At 62.5% G+C, this 19122-nt stretch carries 20 protein-coding genes and 1 riboswitch; of the genes, 12 read left to right on the top strand and 8 right to left on the bottom strand.

Annotated features, from left to right (window positions below; translation table 11 throughout):
• The first annotated feature begins 1 nt into the window (after position 1).
• From D9M09_RS29145 to D9M09_RS17915, 4 genes are all read left to right on the top strand, one after another.
• Positions 2–1594, top strand: a complete 1593-nt coding sequence (locus D9M09_RS29145) for an SEL1-like repeat protein (RefSeq protein WP_070308400.1) — start codon at positions 2–4, stop codon at positions 1592–1594.
• 4 nt (positions 1595–1598) lie between these two features.
• Positions 1599–2093, top strand: a complete 495-nt coding sequence (locus D9M09_RS17925; protein WP_139143553.1) for a tetratricopeptide repeat protein — start codon at positions 1599–1601, stop codon at positions 2091–2093.
• A gap of 115 nt (positions 2094–2208) precedes the next feature.
• Positions 2209–2697, top strand: a complete 489-nt coding sequence (locus tag D9M09_RS29140) for a DUF6396 domain-containing protein (protein WP_139143554.1) — start codon at positions 2209–2211, stop codon at positions 2695–2697.
• 128 nt (positions 2698–2825) lie between these two features.
• The gene (locus D9M09_RS17915) at positions 2826–3359 is read left to right on the top strand and encodes a hypothetical protein (protein ID WP_070224029.1); all 534 of its coding nucleotides are present in this window, start codon (positions 2826–2828) and stop codon (positions 3357–3359) included.
• A gap of 3 nt (positions 3360–3362) precedes the next feature.
• On the opposite strand, the gene D9M09_RS17910 is transcribed toward D9M09_RS17915, so the two are convergent.
• Positions 3363–3764 (bottom strand): hypothetical protein, encoded by a 402-nt coding sequence (locus D9M09_RS17910; RefSeq protein WP_121670044.1) that lies wholly within the window; start codon positions 3762–3764, stop codon positions 3363–3365.
• A gap of 71 nt (positions 3765–3835) precedes the next feature.
• Entirely contained in the window at positions 3836–4486 is a 651-nt protein-coding gene (locus D9M09_RS17905) for a TetR/AcrR family transcriptional regulator (protein ID WP_121670043.1), read from the bottom strand.
• A 67-nt stretch (positions 4487–4553) separates the two neighbouring features.
• On the opposite strand from D9M09_RS17905, the gene D9M09_RS17900 reads away from it, so the two are divergent.
• The 3 genes from D9M09_RS17900 to D9M09_RS17890 all read left to right on the top strand — a co-directional run bounded on the left by D9M09_RS17900 (position 4554) and on the right by D9M09_RS17890 (position 6317).
• On the top strand, positions 4554–5072 hold the full coding sequence (locus D9M09_RS17900; RefSeq protein WP_121670042.1) for a DUF2867 domain-containing protein: 519 nt from the start codon (positions 4554–4556) through the stop codon (positions 5070–5072).
• Between the two features lie 85 nt (positions 5073–5157).
• Complete coding sequence (gene pnuC, locus D9M09_RS17895; RefSeq protein WP_070224181.1) at positions 5158–5769, top strand: nicotinamide riboside transporter PnuC; 612 nt, start codon at positions 5158–5160, stop codon at positions 5767–5769.
• Positions 5769–6317: an AAA family ATPase gene (locus D9M09_RS17890; protein WP_121670041.1), complete on the top strand. Its 549-nt coding sequence runs from the start codon at positions 5769–5771 to the stop codon at positions 6315–6317. The genes pnuC and D9M09_RS17890 overlap by 1 nt, the downstream gene beginning before the upstream one ends.
• Here the strand turns inward: D9M09_RS17890 and D9M09_RS17885 are convergent.
• Both D9M09_RS17885 and D9M09_RS17880 read right to left on the bottom strand, forming a co-directional pair.
• Positions 6314–8461, bottom strand: a complete 2148-nt coding sequence (locus D9M09_RS17885; protein WP_121670040.1) for a TonB-dependent siderophore receptor — start codon at positions 8459–8461, stop codon at positions 6314–6316. The two genes, D9M09_RS17890 and D9M09_RS17885, sit on opposite strands and share 4 nt — an antisense overlap.
• Positions 8462–8546: 85 nt before the next feature.
• Positions 8547–8644: riboswitch (TPP riboswitch) on the bottom strand.
• A 67-nt stretch (positions 8645–8711) separates the two neighbouring features.
• Positions 8712–9869, bottom strand: a complete 1158-nt coding sequence (locus D9M09_RS17880) for an iron-containing alcohol dehydrogenase (protein WP_070288711.1) — start codon at positions 9867–9869, stop codon at positions 8712–8714.
• 142 nt (positions 9870–10011) lie between these two features.
• On the opposite strand from D9M09_RS17880, the gene D9M09_RS17875 reads away from it, so the two are divergent.
• On the top strand, positions 10012–10317 hold the full coding sequence (locus D9M09_RS17875; RefSeq protein WP_070224179.1) for a hypothetical protein: 306 nt from the start codon (positions 10012–10014) through the stop codon (positions 10315–10317).
• 93 nt (positions 10318–10410) lie between these two features.
• Entirely contained in the window at positions 10411–10890 is a 480-nt protein-coding gene (locus D9M09_RS17870) for an Imm26 family immunity protein (protein ID WP_121670039.1), read from the top strand.
• A gap of 150 nt (positions 10891–11040) precedes the next feature.
• Here the strand turns inward: D9M09_RS17870 and D9M09_RS17865 are convergent, their stop codons facing one another.
• Together D9M09_RS17865 and ompR are read right to left on the bottom strand one after the other, a co-directional pair.
• A complete protein-coding gene (locus tag D9M09_RS17865) occupies positions 11041–12399 on the bottom strand; it encodes a sensor histidine kinase (RefSeq protein WP_070224014.1) in 1359 nt (452 codons plus the stop codon).
• A 13-nt stretch (positions 12400–12412) separates the two neighbouring features.
• Positions 12413–13114 carry an osmolarity response regulator transcription factor OmpR gene (ompR, locus tag D9M09_RS17860; protein WP_223278807.1) on the bottom strand — a complete coding sequence of 234 codons (702 nt, stop codon included), beginning with the start codon at positions 13112–13114 and terminating at the stop codon, positions 12413–12415.
• Positions 13115–13377: 263 nt separating this feature from the next.
• Here ompR and D9M09_RS17855 point away from each other — a divergent pair, with 263 nt between their 5' ends.
• Entirely contained in the window at positions 13378–13767 is a 390-nt protein-coding gene (locus tag D9M09_RS17855) for a hypothetical protein (protein ID WP_070224012.1), read from the top strand.
• Positions 13768–14036: 269 nt separating this feature from the next.
• Positions 14037–15896 carry a flagellar assembly protein A gene (locus tag D9M09_RS17850; RefSeq protein ID WP_240453411.1) on the top strand — a complete coding sequence of 620 codons (1860 nt, stop codon included), beginning with the start codon at positions 14037–14039 and terminating at the stop codon, positions 15894–15896.
• A 3-nt stretch (positions 15897–15899) separates the two neighbouring features.
• Here the strand turns inward: D9M09_RS17850 and arfB are convergent, their stop codons facing one another.
• Positions 15900–16298 (bottom strand): alternative ribosome rescue aminoacyl-tRNA hydrolase ArfB, encoded by a 399-nt coding sequence (arfB, locus tag D9M09_RS17845; protein ID WP_034749850.1) that lies wholly within the window; start codon positions 16296–16298, stop codon positions 15900–15902.
• A 193-nt stretch (positions 16299–16491) separates the two neighbouring features.
• On the opposite strand from arfB, the gene D9M09_RS17840 reads away from it, so the two are divergent.
• On the top strand, positions 16492–16992 hold the full coding sequence (locus tag D9M09_RS17840; RefSeq protein ID WP_070311405.1) for a chemotaxis protein CheW: 501 nt from the start codon (positions 16492–16494) through the stop codon (positions 16990–16992).
• A gap of 40 nt (positions 16993–17032) precedes the next feature.
• Here D9M09_RS17840 and D9M09_RS17835 read toward each other — a convergent pair whose 3' ends face one another.
• Positions 17033–19027, bottom strand: a complete 1995-nt coding sequence (locus tag D9M09_RS17835; protein WP_162995745.1) for an ATP-binding cassette domain-containing protein — start codon at positions 19025–19027, stop codon at positions 17033–17035.
• Positions 19028–19122: the final 95 nt, after the last annotated feature.

Here is a 19122-nt window from a genome sequence, read left to right as displayed (position 1 = left end):
CATGAGTAAAAAAAATACTGTCTTCTTTCGCCTGCCATTTGTTGCGTTGGCAGTTCTTCTCTTTGCTCCTTTGATTGCCTGCAAAATGCCTAACGACAAAGTCCTGCCACGGAACCAAAGTTTGCCGCTTTTTAATCCCCATGTAGCGGATTTTATCTGTGAAACCGAGGCGAATAAGGTGCCGCCCATCGATGCGCAAGCCGAGGATTGGTTTCTCGCAGCACGCGCCTTGGAAGATCCTGAAATTTTCGTGGAAGACCGCGATTACAAAAAAATCGTCGATTTGACGCGTCAGGCGGCAGAGCGATTGCACTGGAAGGCGATGCTCAATCTGGCCAGCCTGTATGTGGAAGGGCGTGATCCTGTATATGGTGAGGAAGAAGCGGTGCAACTGGTGGAAAAGGCGATGCGCCTGGGCATACCTGCCGCCTATGACCGGATGGGGACGTATTACGCGAATGGCACGGGCGTTAACGGCGACATCACGCGTGCCTATGCCTTTTGGCAAAAGGCGGCGCAGATGGGTAACCCCCAAGCGCTGGGTTTTTTAGGAGAAAAACTCACTGCGGGGAAGGATTATCCGGGTGCTGAAATGTGGGGGAATATTCCTGTGGCAATCAAGATGATGGAGTGTGCACTGGGGCAGGGATATGGCCCATCCGCATATGATTTATCTTATTTATATGTTGTATTAAGAACGCCTGACGGCACGTCTGATGGGGAAAGAACAACTGAAACCAAAGAGCGTGCCTTGCAAGTATTACATACCGGAGTAAGGCTGGGCTGCGAGAAATGCGCAAACAAACTCACGATTGAATTTGGCGATCCGTTTGATCTTGCAAATATGCTGGTTCCGTACATTGATAAAGCGCGAGCGGAACGTTACGGCGTACTTAGCCGTGAACTTGGATTCAATCCCAATGCGCGTTTTCCTAATCTGGACAAGGTCTTGCCGCTCCCGCCCGCCGATCTGCCGTCCTGGAATGGCGACAGGGATACCTTGCTGCATGCCGCCAAGGGTGTCCGCCCGCCGCCCGCCATGCCGCAGCCAAGCGCCTCCTCTTTGTTGCAAAAACCATATTTCCTGGCCGCCGACTATGCGCTGCGTCCCACCGGCTTGCACAGCGACGCACCGACTGCGCCGTTTTCCGCATACTGGCAACCGGCCGCTGGGCAGGATTTGACGGAACCGGCCCGGCTGTTCAGTGAAGGCGAAGCGTTCCGCCATTTCAGCGTGCTCGATGCTGACGGAAACAGCCGTTATGGCCCCGTGACGTGGGAGCAGTGCCTGACGATACGGCACAACCATGGCGCCGTGGAACCGCGCACGGTGCAGGGTTTGCTGCGCGAGGTGGCGCGGCCCGAGCCTTTGTTGAGCTGCGTTTGCGACCAGGTCTGTCCGGTCAGCGGCGTCTGGCAACCGTGGTTGGCGGCCGACCATCCGCTGCGGGCCATCGTCAACCAGTACTGGCGCCAGGCGTGGCTGAACCAGGGCGCGCCGTTCCCGCGACCACGCCGCGACTGGCTGCTCGATTTGCCTGACGACGACGTGACGTGGCATTTGATGGATGCGTCCCTTCCTGATCTTGGATAAGGCAATGGATAGCAATCAATCCAGCATGGCTGCCGCGAGAGGACGCCTTGCGTCGCTTATTGTCTTGTGCTGCCTGCTTGCCTGCAAAATGCCTAACGACAAAGTCTTGCCACGTAACCAGAGCCTGCCGCTCTTCAATCCGCATGTCGCGGACTTCATCTGTGAAATCGAGGCAAGCAAGGTGCCGCCCATCGATGTGCAAGCCGAGGACTGGTTTCTCGAAGCGCGCGCCATGGAAGATCCTGAAATTTTTGTGGAAGACCGCGATTACAAAAAAATCGTCGATTTGACGCGTCAGGCGGCAGAGCGATTGCACTGGAAGGCGATGCTCAATCTGGCCAGCCTGTATGTGGAAGGGCGTGATCCTGTATATGGTGAGGAAGAAGCGGTGCAACTGGTGGAAAAGGCGATGCGCCTGGGCATACCTGCCGCCTATGACCGGATGGGGACGTATTACGCGAATGGCACGGGCGTTAACGGCGACATCACGCGTGCCTAAGCCTTTTGGCAAAAGGCGGCGCAGATGGGTAACCCCCAAGCGCTGGGTTTTTTAGGAGAAAAACTCACTGCGGGGAAGGATTATCCGGGTGCTGAAATGTGGGGGGAATATTCCTGTGGCAATCAAGATGATGGAGTGTGCACTGGGGCAGGGATATGGCCCATCCGCATATGATTTATCTTATTTATATGTTGTATTAAGAACGCCTGACGGCACGTCTGATGGGGAAAGAACAACTGAAACCAAAGAGCGTGCCTTGCAAGTATTACATACCGGAGTAAGGCTGGGCTGCGAGAAATGCGCAAACAAACTCACGATTGAATTCGGCGATCCGTTTGATCTTGCAAATATGCTGGTTCCGTACATTGATAAAGCGCGAGCGGAACGTTACGGCGTACTTAGCCGTGAACTTGGATTCAATCCCAATGCGCGCTTTCCTAATCTGGACAAGGTCTTGCCGCTCCCGCCCGCCGATCTGCCGCCCTGGAATGGCGACAGGGATACCTTGCTGCATGCCGCCAAGGGCATCAGCCCACCACCAGCTACCCCGCAGCCAAGCGACGCCTCGCAGTTACAAAAACCGTACTTCCTGGCCGCCGGCTAGGCGCAGCGTCCCGCCGGTTTGCCTCCCCGGCATCGCCCGCACTGTGCACGCGCCACGACCTGCCGCATGGGCTGCCCCACGTATAATTCCGCGCACTATCCACCGCTATTCTTTTTCGACAGGTTCCCATGCCCCAGACTCCCGATTTACCGCCGGATTGGCACGCGTTTGAAACAGCCTATGACGTTGAAGCAACCTGGTTCAGGCTGGCCAATGCCTCGCTGGCGCTGCTGGGCGCGTCCGCTTTCAAGGATCAGGCATTTTCAGCCTTTGCCTTCAATGCCGTATCGTTCCCGTCCATTTCGCTGAGCTTTGACACCGATCCCGGTAACAGGGCGCGCGATTACTATCCTCCGGACTGGTCGAACGAGTGCATGGAAGCCGACGTGCCGGAAATCGGGCAATTGTGGGAGGAGGGCTACGCAAGGATCGAAGATGCTTTAAGCGAGCTGATCGACGCTGCCGATGACGAGCTGCTCTGCGCCATCGAGGAAGGCTATCTGCACAGCCTCAGGAAAACCATGGTGCGGCTGGAAACGAGCCGTGCTTTCGAGCAGATCAAGACGTGTGCGCCGTTCTGGACCGTGGTCACGCAAATCGATGCCGATACGGATGAAGAGGAGCGTCTGCTCGAACAGGTGCGCCAAGACTTTCTGGCGTGAGCGCTATATCAGGGCTTGCCACGCCCTGACTTCTTCGTCCGTGAGCGCCGGCCCCCAGCCGCCGCGCAGCGCCGCATCGTGCTGCGCATAGTGCCCAAGCTGCGGCACGGCGACGTCATGCCTGGCACAGATATCAAAGACGGCTTCCAGCTGGCGCCTGCTGGCCGCAAGGTCATCGCCATGCCAGGTACAGGCGCTCGTTTCCAGCACATGCTGCGCCAGTGCTTCCAGCGTGCCCAGCAGGTGCCCGGGCAGTGGCGCACGCACGTCTTCCGGCCAGGGATCGCCCATGCCCGTCACAGCCAGGGAAGCGAAGCCCCGTTCCCAGGCGGCAAAATCCTCTGGCGCGAGCTGCGCCACTTTCCACACGTGAGCGGCGAACGCGGACAGGGCAGGATGATCCACATCAAAGCGCCGGCAAAAGCGTTGCAGGCACGTGACGGCAAGGCATTGCCTGGCGATTACGGAGAGCGTGTCTATCGAGATGTTGTGCATGAGTCAAAAGCTCCTGACGGCGGCGCCTGCCGCAGCGCCTCCACCGGCAATTGAAAAAAGCGCGGCACCATGGCCGGCGACAGCGCGTCGCCGCCGTCCGCCATCGCCAGGCGGCCGCTGAGCAGCAGCATCACGTAGCCGTGGCCCAAGGACCAGCCGGCGCTGGCGGCGGCCTTGTCCCAGCGCGGGTCGAGGCCCGCTTCGCGCACGGCGGCGCCTGCCGTCTGCAGCACGTACTGGAAGCACGCCTGCGCCGCTTCCTGCAGGGCGGGGAACTGGCGCACGTCCTGGTGCTCGAACATCAGCCGGTAGTGTGCGGGCGCGGCCAGGGCGAATTCGATGTATTGCTGGCCCAGCAATTGAAAACGCTGTTCGGCCGGCAGGCTGCCCGGCGGCGGCAGCTGCGTTTCCCATTTCTGTATCAGGCTGGCGAAGCCGGCCGCCGCCACTTCGGCCAGCAAGGCTTCCTTGCTGGGAAAGTGGCGGTACACGGCGGCGACCGAGACGCCCACCGTGCGCGCCAGTTCGCGCAGCGAGAGGGCGGCGTCATGCTGCTGCGCCAGTTGCGCGATGACGGTGGCGACCAGGGTGTCGCGCAAGTTGCCGTGATGGTAGGTGCTCGTTGTTGTCATTCGATGTTATCGCTGTTCACATTGTCGTGTATGATGGGCATGTTATCACTGAAAACATGGAGAGCACATGCATGAGATGAACATTGCCGTCCGCACCGTGGACTTGCCGCCAAGCGCCAGCATCGCTCCGCTGTATCCCGGCAGCAACCTGGCCGACGCCTACGCCGTCGATTTGCCCACCGCGCAGGCGCGCCAGATGGACATGCAGAGCCTGGCGCGCCAGCTGCTGGGCAAGCAGCCGGGCTGGGCGCGCAAGCTGATGGTGCTGCGCGACGCCATCGTGGCGCGTTTCGGCATCCGGACGGCAAAACAGATGGAAGCGCGGCCCGGCAAGCGCATCGGCATCTTCCGCATCTATGCCGTCAGCGACGACGAGATCATCCTGGGCGAGGATGACAGCCACCTCGATTTCCGCCTGTCGGTGCTGCGCAACCGCGACGCGGGCCGCCATGGCAGCGTGACCGTCTCCAGCGTCGTGCATTGCCATAACCGGGTGGGGCGTGCCTATATCCTGCTGATCCGGCCGTTTCACAAGCTGATCGTGCGGCATTCGCTGGCGCGCGCCGCCAGGGCAGGCTTCGCCTGAGGCGGGGAGGGGCGGACGGCAAGGGCAATCTTGCTTATTCATGGCCGGTATTGCATACTGCACCACCAGCCTCATCACGATTCCCATGAACGATACGCTTCTCCTGCTGGGTTTTGCCACCACGCCGCTTGAACTGATTTCCTTTGTCCTGGCACTGACAACCGTTGCGCTGAACATCCGCCAGAATCATTGGGCGTGGCTGTTCGCCATCATTTCCTCGGCCGCCTACGGTTTCGTGTTTTTCGAATCGCGCCTGTATGGCGACATGGCCTTGCAACTGCTGTTCATCAGCGTCTCGTTCTGGGGCTGGTACCAGTGGCTGCATCCGGCCAGCGGCGGCAAGACCTTGCCCGTCACGCGGCTGGGCATGCGCGGCTGGCTGGGCAGCGCCCTGGCGTGGCTGGCGGGCTTTGTGCTGCTGGCCTGGCTGCTGACCTCGACCGACACGGACGTGCCTCACGCGGATGGTTTCCTCACGGCAGGCAGCCTGGTGGGGCAATTCCTGCTGTCGCGCAAGAAGCTGGAAAACTGGATCGTCTGGATCGTCGTCGACGTGCTGTACGTGTGGCTGTACCTGCACAAGGACCTGACCCTGACGGCCATCCTGTATGCCGTGTTTGTCGTCATGGCCACGATCGGCTTGCTGGCGTGGAAAAAAGCGGCGCCGGCCGCGCCCGATGCAATGGTCCTCAAGTGATGGGCCGCTGCGTGCGCGTGGCCATCCTGGGCGCGGAATCGTCGGGCAAGTCGACCCTGGCGGCCGCCCTGGCCGAGCGCTACGGCACCGTCTGGGTGCCTGAGTATTTACGTGAATTCGTCGCCACGCAGGGCAGGGTGCCTGTGGCGGAAGACCAATATGGGATTGCGCGTACGCAAGTTGAACGCGAAGCGGCCGCGGCCGCACAGGCGCGCAACTTCCTGTTCTGCGACACGACGCCCTTGATGACGGCGGTCTACAGCCGCCATTATTTCAATGGCGCCGATGCGCAACTGGCGGCGCTGGCCGATGCCACGCGGTACGACCTGACCCTGGTGACGGCGCCCGACAGCCCGTGGGTGGCGGACGGCTTGCAGCGCGAGTCCGAAGCCGTGCGCCAGCTGATCTACCGCTACCTGCTCGACGAGCTCGACGCGCGCGGCATCGCCTATCACGTGCTGCACGACAGCCTGGACGCGCGCCTGGAACAGGCGGCGCCCTTGCTGCAACAGGCGCTTGCTGCAGCGCCTGCCATTTCCCTCAATTAAAAATCGAACTGCGCCGACACCTTGAACGTGCGGCTGGCGCCCGGATACAGATAGCCGTCCGATTCCGGCGTCACGTCGCGCCAGTAGAACTTGTCGGCCACGTTGTTGACGGCGGCGCGCAGCACGGCGCGCGTGCCGGCGATGCGCGTGGCGTAAGCGGCGCCCAGGTTGAACACGTGGTACGACGGCACGAAGGTCGTGTTGTTGTACTCAAACGCTTTCTTGCCCGCATATTCCCAGCTGCCATTCACGCTCAGGCCCGCCACCTGTTGTACGGCGTAGTCCGCATGCACGGCCGCCTTGAAGGCGGGCACGTTGGGTACGCGCTTGCCGTCGAGGTCCGCATTGCCCGTGCCCGACTGCTGGCTGTTCAGGGCCGTCACGGAAGCGCCCAGGCTCAGGTTGGCGCTTGCCTTGCCCTGGGCCGACAATTCCAGGCCGCGGTGCTGGGCCTGGCCTTCGCGCACGAAGTAGCCGGCCGTGTTCTGGAATTCCAGGCCTTTGCGGATCTGGAACAGGCTGGCCGCCAGCATGAAGTCCGGCGTCACATCCATCTTGGCGCCGAGTTCGATCTGCTTCGAGCGGCTCGGTGACAGTTCTTCATTGGCATTCATCGCCTTGCGGTCGGCCGTGCCGCCATGTTCCATGCCCTGCGAATAGGCCGCATACACGGACACATTGTCGAGCGGGGTGTAGACGAGCGATACATTCGGCAGCAGGAAATCGTGCTTGGCGCGGATTTCCGTGTCGGCCTTCAGCACGTACTGGTAGCCATCGACATTGATATGGCGCAAGCCGCCATGCAGTTTCCAGTTCGGCGCCAGGCTGACGATATCCTGCACGAAGACGGAGTTTTCCGTATCCTTGCGCACCAGGCGCACGGGGCCCGTGACGCCGGGCGACGTGCCGACGATCTGCGGCTGGTAGATGTTGCTCACGCCGACCCAGTCGTACACGTACAGGCCGGCGCGGTCCTTGCGGCGGAAGGTCGAGACGCCGGCCGTGAGTTCATGGCGCAGGGAGCCGGTGGCGAACTTGCCCTGGATCATGGCTTGCGCGCTCAGCGGTTTTTTCGTCTCGCCCAGGCTGCGGTAGTCATACACGTCGTAATCGCCATTGCCGCAGAAGCCGGGGTACAGGTCCTGTCCGCTGCAGCCATACGGGAAGGCCGTGTAGTCGTCGCGCTTGAACGAGTGCTGGTTGGCCGACACGGTGGCGTGCCAGTCGTCATTGAAGGCGTACTGGAAGCGCAGGCCGATATTGCTGGTGACGGTTTCCACGGGGCGCGTCCACGGCTGCAGGTTGAGCATGGCGTCGGCGCTGATGCCGGTCGGCAAGGTCTTATTGTTCAGCAGCTGGAAGCCGGGCGCCGTCGCCTGCGCCTTGTCCTGGTAGTCGGCGTCCAGTTGCAGCAGCGCTTGCGGCGAGATTTGCCAGTCGAAGGCACCGGAAATGAACTTGCGGTTGCCGTCCGCGCCCTTGATGTAGGAGCGCAGGCGCTCGGCTGCCACGTTGACCCGGTAGCCGAATCGCGTGTCTTCCAGGCGGCCGCCCAGGTCGACGGCGCCGTACAGGGTGCCCCGCTCGCGCGTTTCCACGGTGACCGTGCGCAGCGGCGCGGCGGTGGGGCGCTTGACGATGAAGTCGATCACGCCGCCCGGCGCGGCCACGCCTGCCTGCAAGCCGGCCAGGCCTTTCAGCACTTCGATGCGTTCCTTGTTTTCCAGCGGAATTTGCGTGTCGCCAGGAATGGCCACGCCATCCTTGCGGTAGCTGGAATTGTTGTCGAGCTTGAAGCCGCGGATCGTGAACTGTTCCGCATAGCCGACGGCGTTGTAGGCATCGTTGATGCTGGCGTCGAGCTTGACGGCATCGCTGAGATTGCGGATTTGCAAGTCCTGCATGTCTTTCTGCGAAATGACGGTGACGGACGCGGGCGTCTGCAGCAGCGGCGCATCGCTGAAACCGCCCACGGAGGCGCGCTTGGCGGCCGGCGCCTTGCTGGCCGTGACGACGACTTCGGCCATGCTTTGCGCCTGCGGGTCGGCCGCTTCGGTGGTGTCATTCGCGGCGAAGGCAGGCGCGGCAAACGCGTGCAGGATGGCCAGTGTCAGGACGGAAACAGATAAATTCGGTGTGGACATAGATTGCTCGTGGTTCAAGCCGTCTCGGGAAAGAGCACGGCAGGCTGCTTGTTCGGCTGGCGCCAACGCAGGAGCTATCAAAGGAGGGAGGTACTTTGCGCTTTCCTTCGCTGGCATTATCCAGATCAGGTACGAAGGGTATCTCTCACCCGGATGACTGCTCCAGGACCCCTAGCGAAATGACAGCTTAGCATGAAGCACGGCCAGCTGTCCCACCCGGCTGACCGTTTTACAACAGTGTCGACGAAATCTACAGACTCAGTTCGAGCACCTTGCGGCTGACGGCGGGCGTCACTTCGCGCTGTTCGCCCAGCGCCGTCATGCCGTGCGCTTCCAGGGCGGACACGACGGCGTCCACGCTCGCGTGGTTCAGGCCATAGTCGGCCAGGCGCGTCTTGACGCCCATGTGGCGGAAGAAGAATTCCGTGCGCGCGATGGCCGCCTCGATGCGGCCGTCCTCGTCGCCGCCATCGAGGCCCCACACGCGGGCCGCGTATTGCAGCAGCTTGGCGCGCTTGGCCTGCTTGCGCACGCGCAGCATGCTGGGCAGGATGATGGCCAGCGTCTGCGCATGGTCGAGCTCGTACAGGGCCGTCAATTCGTGGCCGATGGCGTGCGTGGACCAGTCCTGCGGCACGCCCACGCCGATCAGGCCGTTCAAGGCCAGGGTGGCGCTCCACATCACGTTGGCGCGCACGTCATAGTCGTCCGGGTGCGACAGGGCTTTCGGGCCTTCCTCGATCAGGGTTAATAAAATCCCTTCCGCGAAGCGGTCCTGCACGGACGCGTTCACGGGGTAGGTCAAATACTGTTCCATCACATGCGCAAACGCATCGACGACGCCGTTGCCCACCTGGCGCAGCGGCAAGGTGAACGTTTTCGACGGGTCCAGCACGGAGAATTTCGGATACACCTTGCGGCTCATGAACGAGCGCTTTTCCTGCGTGGCCTTGCGCGTGATCACGGCCGAGCCATTCATTTCGGAACCCGTGGCCGGCAAGGTGAGCACCGTGCCGAAGGGCAGGGCGGCTTCGACGATCTTGCCGCCTTTCGCCAGGATGTCCCACGCTACGCCCTCGTGCAGGGCGGCGGCGGCGATGAACTTGGTGCCATCGACCACGGAGCCGCCGCCGACGGCCAGCAGGAAATCGATGCGCTCGCTTTTCACCATGGCCACGGCCTGCATCAGGGTTTCATAGCTGGGATTGGGTTCGATGCCGGCAAATTCCAGCACCGTGTGGCCGGCCAGCGCCGCCCTGACTTCATCGTAGACGCCGTTCTGCTTGATGCTGCCGCCGCCATACGTCATGAGCACTCGGGCCTGGGGCGGGATCAGGCCGGCGATGGCGGCGATCTGGCCCTGGCCGAAGAGGATTTGCGTCGGATTGTAAAAATCGAAATTGAACATGGGGCTCCCGCTGCCGAGGTGTAGGCTGTTGCTGAGGCATGATTATGGCCGAACGGGTGAAATCGTGTCGTGGACGCTTGAGCTTTTCGTCCGCGCGGTGGAGAATGCAGCCGATGTCACCACCACGCGAAAAGGAATGCGCATGACCACCGTCCCACTGGAAGAATCCGGCTTGCCGGCCACCGCGCTCGACATGCACCGCGCCATCGGCGCCACCATCGCCGCGCTGCAGGCGCTGGACTTGAACAGCCAGCGTTTCGAGGCGTGCACGGACCCCGAGCTGCGCCGCGTGCTCGCGCATGCGGGCGACACGAGTCGCAAGGAAGCGGCCATGCTGCTCGAATGGATGCGCCGCCGCGACGCGCGCCTTGATGCGGCCATGAAAGAAGCGCTGTTCAAGGCGGGGCCAATTGTTGCTCAGTATCACTATGACGAGAAAATATTGTAACTATTGGTTTGTTGTTGTGGCGTACCATGCGCCATTTAACCTTTGCTTCGCGTAGACTGTGCCCCGAACACGATTTTGGGGGAGTCTGCAGAAATGAAATCATTACCATACCGAGAAGGCAGCTGGTTTGCCGTGCCCCTGCCGGGCGGCGGTTATGCCGTCGGCGTGGTGGCGCGCAGGGCGCCTGCCGGGCGCATCATGCTGGCGTATATGTTCGGGCCGAAGCGCGACAGCTTGCCCACACTGGAAGAGCTGGAAGGCTTGCGGCCGGAACAGGCCGTGCGCCGCCTGCGCACGGGCGACATGGCCCTGCTCAACGAGCGCTGGCCCTTGCTGGGCGACAGTCCTCACTGGGAGCGCGATGCCTGGCCCATGCCGGCCTTTATCCGCCGGAATGAATCCCTGCAGCGCGCCTGGCGCGCCAGCTATGCGGACGCCGATCCTGCCAAGCTGAACCGAGAGGAATCTATCCCCTTCGACACGCCGGGCATGGAAAGCGATTCCCTGTACGGCTACGGGGCGACGGAATTGCTGATGAGTAAATTGCTGGCGCAGGAGCAGGCGTCGGCTTGATGGCTGCCGGGCGGCGTTGGTGCTGGAACCTGCATCGGACCGCGTAGGTCGGCTTAGCGCAAAGCGCGTAAGCCGACACCACCAGCGGCCCAGGTCAACAATGTTGTCGGATTACGCGAGGCAAGGCCTCGCTAATCCGACCTACGCCGCTTATGCCGCCGGCAAGCTGATCTGAAACGCCAGGCCGCCGCCTTCGCGGTTGCGCACCTGTAATTCGGCGCCGTGGCGCAGCAGCACGCGGTCGACGATGGCCAGGCCCAGGCCAGCGCCGTTGGCTTGTCCGCGCGCCGTGTCGAGGCGGGTGAACGGTTTCATCAGCTGCTCGATCTTTTCCGCCGGCACGCCCGTGCCGTGGTCCTGTACCTCGATGATCACCTTTTTCGCGCCGTGGCTGGTGCGCACCTGGCAGGCGATGTCGATTTCCGTCACGTCGCTGCCCGGCGTCTTGCCATAGCGGCGCGCATTCTCGATCAGGTTGTTCAGCACGCGGCGCAAGTCGGTGGGGTTGCCCATCGCATGCGCGCCATCGGCGATGGTGGCGTTGAGCTTCACGTCCGGCAGACGCATCGCTTCGCGCGTCATGTCGTGGAGCAAACCGCTCAGGTCGACATCGGTAAAGCTCGACGCTTCCGTCGGCTTGGCGTAGTCGAGGAACTGGCCGATGATGGCGTCCATCTGCCCGATATCGGACTGGATGCCTTCGCGCGCCTCGTCCGACAGATTGGCCATTTCCACTTCCAGCTGCATGCGCGCCAGCGGCGTGCGCAAGTCGTGCGAAATGCCGGCCAAAATCACGGCGCGGTCCGATTCCACTTGTTTCAGATCATCGACCATCTGGTTGAAGCTGCGGTTCGCCTCGATGATTTCGATCGGCCCTTTTTCCGGCAGCGGCGCCGGCTGCTTGCCCTTGGCGATGTCGCGCGCGGCCGCCGTCAGACGCGACAGCGGCAGATTGATCAGGCTGGAAATGATGGCCGCGCCCAGCAGCGACAGCAGCGATACCAGGCTGGCCCAGCCCAGCCACTGGAAGCCCGTGAGGCCGCGCAGGCGCTCGCGGTCCAGCATCAGCCAGTATTCGTCGTCGTCGATCTTGAAGCTGACCCAGAAGCCGGCCACGCCGTTGACGCGCGCGGAAAAGCGCGTGTCCTTGCCCAGTTTGGCCTTCACCAGCGCCTCGATCTCGGGCATCAGGTAATTGTCGGGCGGCGGCTCGATGCGGTCGTCCTCTTCCAGCGAGAAAATGCGGATGCCTTCGTTGCTGACGAGGTCGAACAGCAGCTCGCGGCGCAGCTCGGGCGCCGAGTGCGTCAGTGCCGCATGCGTGATGGTGACGACGGAAATGATCTGGGCGGAAATCTGCTGCGCCTGCGGCTCGCGCTGGATGACGGAAATCATGCCGATCCAGGTGATCATGCTGACCGTGGTCAAGGTGCCGAGCAGCAAAAAGGTGCGCCAGAACAGGCCGCTTTTCAGCCGCGCCAGGCTGATATCGGGAACAAGCTTCATCATGCCTCGCCAGCGATCAGCGCGGCTGTCCGTCCGGGATGAAGACGTAGCCGAGGCCCCACACGGTCTGGATGAAGAGCGGGCTCGACGGATCGGGTTCGATCAGTTTACGCAGGCGAGAAATCTGCACGTCCAGGCTGCGGTCGAACACTTCGTATTCGCGTCCGCGCGCCAGTTCCATCAGTTTTTCGCGCGACAGCGGCTGGCGCGCATGGCGGGCAAACACTTTCAATACGGAAAATTCGCCCGTGGTCAGCGGCACCGTTTCGCCGTTCTTTTTCAAGGTGCGCGTGCCCAGGTCCAGCACGAAGTCGCCGAACTCGAAGGTTTGCGGCGTTTCCGACGGCGCGCCCGGGATTTCATCGGGACCCTTGCGGCGCAGCACGGCGCCGATGCGGGCCACCAGTTCGCGCGGGTTGAATGGTTTCGGCAGGTAGTCGTCGGCGCCCATTTCCAGGCCCACGATGCGGTCCACGTCCTCGCCCTTGGCCGTCAGCATGATGATCGGCGTCTGGTCGCCCGCGCCGCGCAGGCGGCGGCAGATCGACAGGCCGTCTTCGCCCGGCAGCATCAGGTCGAGCACCAGCAGGTCGTAGCGTTCGCGCAGCCACAGCTTGTTCATGGCCGTCGCACTCTCTGCCGTGAAGACATTGAAGCCCTGTTCGGTCAGGTAGCGCCGCAGCAGGTCGCGCAGGCGCACATCGTCATCGACCACCATGATTTTTGCCTGGTGGCCATGGATCGATTGCGTTGTTGTATTGCTGCCGGTAGTGGAGGTTGTGGTCATTTAGGGTGTCGTGTTATCTTATATTAGTTGCTATAGTAACGCCTCGCGCGGCGTCGGCAAGGGGCTGTGGCGACCCATTACAAAGTGTTACAAACTTTACCCAATTACTCTTACTGCACCGTGTAAAGCATCATACACTGGGGCCACAGTGGAAATCAGCTTTAGTTTATACGGCATCGCGGAAGAGGAACTCAATGAATATCTTTACTAAAAAAATTCACGCCGCTCCCAGCGCAGCTATTGCCGCACGTACGACTGTGCTGTCCGCATTTGCCGTTTGTTCCGTGTTTGCCGCCAGCCTGGCGCTGGCGCAAAACCAGCCGCCGCCACGCCGTGACGACCAGCAGCAAATGCAGGCCCAGCGGTATGAACAGGTACAGCGCAGCAATAGCAATGATACGCGACTGCGCGAACAGCGTGACGCACGCAGTTTCGACACCCGCGCCGAAGAGCAGCGCCGCGCCAACGAGGGCGCAGACGCCTCACGCCGCACGGGCCGCATGACGCCCGACGAGCGCCGCGACCTGCGCCGCCAGATCAACGAAGTGGGCCAGGATATTTACTCGAATCCGCCGCGTCGTTGATGACATCCGGCAATACCTACTGCGCGTCGCGACTTGTGGCCTGCGATGCTCACTGTACTAAAGTACAGTTCCGCTTCTCGGCCACAATTCACTTCCGCTCGCTACGGTCTTGCCAGATGTCGTGACTTTACCTGAAACATCCATCTCCATTTTTCATTCCCCTGTTTGTTGCGCCAGGATTATGCTAATCCGGCATACCGCCACGCCCCGTGATATTGTTCTAGTGCACTGAGACAATTCTCTGAATGTGTTGCAGGGGGAGGCAAGTGGTGAGCGACGACGACACACCCGTTCCTGATGCGGCCCCCGCAGGCGGCCTGCCGTACGGCCTGGTCCAGCGCGACGGGGGCGTGTTCCTGGACCTGTCGCTGGCGCCGGCGCAGCTGCGCGCCGCCGTCGACCAGCTGTTCCAGTCGGGGCAGTTGCTGGCTGGCCTCGATTACGGTTTGTTCCTGCTGACCCTGTTTCATGCCCCCACGCCCCGCGCCGCGCCCAAGGGTGACGCCTTGCTGCGCATCGCCGTGCGCGTGGTGCCATTTTCACCCCAGCGCCGCGCCCTGTATAAACAGGTCAAGATCCACGGCGACAGCGCCGAGTTTTACTTTGAAGCATTGCTTCCTGACGCCGATGGCCAGGTGCCTGTGCGCCGCGAGTTTGACGAGCTGGTGGCTGACCTGTGGTGCAAGGGTGTGCACTACGGCATCGATAGTGTGGCCGTGCGCGCCATTCTCGCCAGCGGCAAGGCCGAGCGCATCACGGTGGCGCGGGTGCTGCCGCCGCAGCCGGGGCGCGACGCCCAACTGGTCGAGGTGTCGCAAGGCATCCACCGCGACGATGCGCCGCGCGAACGCTCCGATGGCCGCCTCGATTTGCTCAGCTTCAAGAACCGCTTTCCGCAAGTCAAAAAACACGCGCGCCTGCTGCGTCTGCTGCCAGGTGCGCCCGGCTTGCCCGGCTATGACCTGGCCGGCAAGGCCCTGCCGCCGCCCGCGCCGCTGGCGCTGGACCTGGCCACAGTGGCGGGGCCGGGGACGACGGTCGAACATTTCAGCGATGGTGATTTCGTCGTCGCCACCACGAATGGCTATGTGAACGTCGATGAGCACGGCAAGATGTCCATCGAGAACAAGATCGTCAGCCGCGAAGGCGTCAGCAGCCGCACCACGGGCAATCTGAAGCTGCGCGCCGCCTACGAGGAGTATGGCGACGTGCAGGAGCAGCGTCAGCTCGACGGCAGCGATATCACCATCCATGGCGACGTGTATGGCCATTTGCACTCGCATGGCGGACTGATCTTGTTGCAGCGCAACCTGGTGGGCGGCACGGCGTTCAATGAACACGGCGATGTGCGCGTCGAGGGCGTCGCTTCCGGTTCCGTGCTGCAGGCGCTCAGCGGCCAAGTGCATGTGAAGCGCGCCGAAAGCTGTGTCATCGCCGGCACGCGCGTGGTGATCGACAGCGCCAGCAATTGCGAGATCATCGCCGACGAGGTCGTCATCGAACTGGCCGAAGGCTGCGCCGTGGCGGCGCGCACCATCCGCATCGGCAGCGCCGGCCCGCGCAAGCAGGTGGAAATGCTGCTATTTCCCCTCGTGCCCGATTTGAGCGTCCTGGAGCAACAGATCGCCGAGAGTCTGGCCAAGGCCGCGCAGTACCAGCAGGTGCAGCACAAGCGCCAGCAGGAAATCGATGCCATCGCGCAGTTGCCGGAAGTGCGCAACTACCTGACCCTGGCGGGCCAGCTGCGGCGCGGCGAATTGCAACTGCAGCCGGCGCAACAGCTGCAATACGACAAGCTGGCCGCGCGCATCGCTCCCGTCCTGAAGGAGGTGGCGCGGCTGCGCGTGGAAGTCAAGCAGTCGGAAATCCTGCAGGCGCAGATGCTGTCCTTGGTGGCGCAGCTGCGCCAGGAGCGGCAGGCGACGGCTGGCCAGTCGCGCTGCAGCCTGGGCCTGGTCGATGGCGAGACGACGGTGCGCGCCCTGGTCGTGCCGCCCGGGCCGGCCAAGGTCTACGACCGGCCGCCGAAAGAAATCAAGGCCTTGCTGCGCAGCGCCACGCCGGCCACGCAAGCCGTGTTCGCGGACAGCACGGGCAGCCTGGACTGGACGTATGCGCCGCCGCCCTAGCGTTTAATCCGTGACCTTGCCGCGCGACTGCTTGAGCACGCTGTGCGTGCTCTTGCTGTCGAGGCGGCGCCGCTGCGAGCTGCGCGTGGGCTTGGTGGCGCGCCGCACGGCGGGCAGGAACGTGACGCTGTCGATGATTTCCTGCAGCCGGCGCAAGGCTTCTTCCTTGTTCTGCTCCTGGCTGCGCGACTGCTGCGCCTTGAGCACCAGTACGCCATCCTTGCTGATGCGGCTGTCGCGCAGGGCCAGCAGCCGTTCCTTGTACGCTTCCGGCAGCGACGAGGCGGCGATGGGGAAGCGCAGATGGATGGCGCTGGACACCTTGTTGACGTTCTGCCCGCCCGGGCCCTGGGCGCGGATGGCGGAAAATTCAACTTCAGCGGGGTTGACGAGGTGTTGCATGGCCTGCCTGTAGGGAGTGATGTGGGTATTGTAAGGGAAGATGGCTGCGCCGGCGCAAGGGCGGGCGGCCAGTCGATGATGTCTTCCGGGAAAGTTGATGTTTCTCAACGCTGGAGGCGGGGATGCTGGTTAGCATGGGCCAACGTTGCGCCACTGCGCATCCTGGCAGCGCTTACCGGATGAAAGGAACACCATGCAGCCCACGACCACGCCTGGCGCCGCAGCGACGGCGGAACGCGGCACCGCGCAATCCCTGACGCAGTACTTGAGCTTTCGGCTGGGCGGCCTGGAATATGGCCTCGATTACCGCTGCGTGCGGGAATTGCGTGCCCTCAAGGAGCTCGACCGTTTTTCTTCGGAAGGGGAAGTGCTGCACAGCGTGGCCGTCTCGCGCGGCGTGATCATCCCCATCGTGGATATGCGTGCCGCGTTCGGCAGCGCCCACGGCGCGCCAGACCCGGCCACCGACGTGATCATCCTGCAGCTGAGTAATGGCGTGATGGGCATGGTGGTCGACGGCGTCACCGATATCGTCAGCCTGGCGCCCGCCGACATCGCCGCCGTGCCCGGCCTGGGCGAGGCGGAGGCCGATTACCTGCTGGGCCTGGCCACGGTGGCGGGACGCCGCTTGATCCTCGTCGACATCGACCGCCTGATGGCGATCCGCAGCCCCGGTCCCATGCAGGTAGCCTAAAAAAAAGACGACCCGGAGGTCGTCTTTTGTCGCTGCTTGATTAACCGAGTTTTTCCAGCTGATCCTGCAGATCGAGCCATTCCGCTTCCAGCTGCGCCAGGTCCTTGGTGAAGAAGGTCTGGTCGGCCAGCAACTGTTTCAGCTTGGCCTTGTTGGCCGCGTCGTAGATGGTCGGCTCGCCCAGCTTTTCTTCCGTTTCCGCCTTTTGCGCGTTGCGCTTGGCAATCTGCTCTTCCTGGCGCTTGATCTTGTTTTCGATCGGCTTGCGCAGGGCGGCCGCCTTCTGGCGGTCTTCCGCTTCCTGGCGCTTGTCGCGCACGGGTGCGGCAGGGGCGGCGGCCGGCACAGGGACGGACGACGTTACCGGGAAGTCGGTCTTGTTGGCCTTGCCGGCGGCCGGCAGCACGTCGGTACCCTTGCCCAGCTTGGTCTTGAACAGCCAATCCTTGTAGTCGTCCAGGTCGCCGTCGAACGGCTGCAGCTTGCCATCGGCCACGATGATGAATTCATCGGTGGTGGCGCGCAGCAAATGGCGATCATGGGAAACGACGACCAAGGTGCCTTCGAACTGGGCCAACGCTTCCGTCAGCGCTTCGCGCGTTTCCAGGTCCAGGTGGTTGGTCGGTTCATCGAGCAGCAGCAGGTTCGGACGCTGCCAGACGATCAGGGCCAGCGCCAGGCGGGCTTTTTCGCCGCCCGAGAACGGCGCGATCGACGCGGTGACCATGTTGCCGGGGAAGTTGAAGCCGCCCAGGAAGTTGCGCAGTTCCTGCTCGCGCACGGTCGGGGCGATCTTCGCCAGATGCCACAGCGGCGATTCGTCGTGGCGCAGCATTTCCACCTGGTGCTGGGCGAAGTAGCCGATGTTGAGGCCCTTGCCCATGGTGGCGTCGCCCGTCAATGGCATCAGTTCGCCGGCGATGGTCTTGATCAGCGTCGATTTGCCGGCGCCGTTCTGGCCCAGGAGGCCGATACGCTGGCCGATCTGCAGCGAAAACTTGATGCCGTTGACGATGGTCTTGTGCGTGATCTCGCCCGTCGCTTCGTTTTCAATCTTGTAGCCCGCATCGACGTCTTCCATCACCAGCAGCGGGTTCGGGGCGCTCAAAGGCTCGCGGAATTCGAACGAGAATTCGGCGGCGGCGCGCAGCGGCGCCAGTTCTTCCATCTTCGCCAGCGCCTTCATGCGGCTTTGCGCCTGGCGGGCTTTCGAGGCTTGCGCCTTGAAGCGGTTCACGAACGATTCCAGATGGGCACGCTTGCGTTGCTGCTTTTCCAGCGCGCCGGCGGCCAGGATCATCTGCGCTGCGCGCTGGCGCTCGAAGCTCGAATAGTTGCCCGAATAGCGTTTCAGCTTGCGCTCGTCGATATGCACGACGACGTTGACCACTTCATCGAGGAAGTCGCGGTCATGGGAAATGATCAGCAAGGTGCCGGCGTAGCGCTTGAGCCAGTCTTCCAGCCAGATGATGGCGTCCAGGTCCAAGTGGTTGGTCGGTTCATCGAGCAACAGCAGGTCGGACGGGCACATCAGCGCTTGCGCCAGGTTCAGACGCATGCGCCAGCCGCCGGAAAAACTGGCGACAGGCTGCTGCATCTGGTCCAGGGTAAAGCCCAGGCCCAGCAGCAACTGCTCGCCGCGCGACTGCACGGTATATGCATCGGCATCGGCCATGGCGCTGTAGATCTCGCCGATGGCGATGCCGTTTTCCGACGTGGCCGGTTCCGATTCCAGGCGCGCCAGTTCCGCTTCCAGCTTGCGCAAGGTCACGTCGCCGTCGATGGCGTAATCGAGCGCGGCACGGTCCAGCGGCGGCGTTTCCTGCGCCACGTAAGCCACGCGCCATTTGGCCGGGAAATCGATCTCGCCCTGGTCAGGGTGCAATTCGCCGCGCATCATGGCGAACAGGCTCGATTTGCCCGCGCCATTGGCGCCGATCAGGCCGATCTTGTCGCCCGGATTGAGGGTGACATCGACTTGTTCGAGCAACGGTTTGATGCCGCGCATCAGGCTTACTTGTAGGAAACGTATCATTTTTTTCTTTGTAAAGGCTGGGCTTTACCCCTCGCCGTAAAAACATCGTGTAGGTCGGATTAGCCCGAAGGGCGTAATCCGACGGGTGCCGCACA

Origin of the sequence: Janthinobacterium agaricidamnosum (genome assembly GCF_003667705.1) — a bacterium.
In the GTDB taxonomy this organism is placed as follows: domain Bacteria; phylum Pseudomonadota; class Gammaproteobacteria; order Burkholderiales; family Burkholderiaceae_D; genus Janthinobacterium.
The sequence above is the reverse complement of the archived record's forward strand: the minus strand, read 5'-3'. Positions and strand labels throughout refer to the sequence as shown.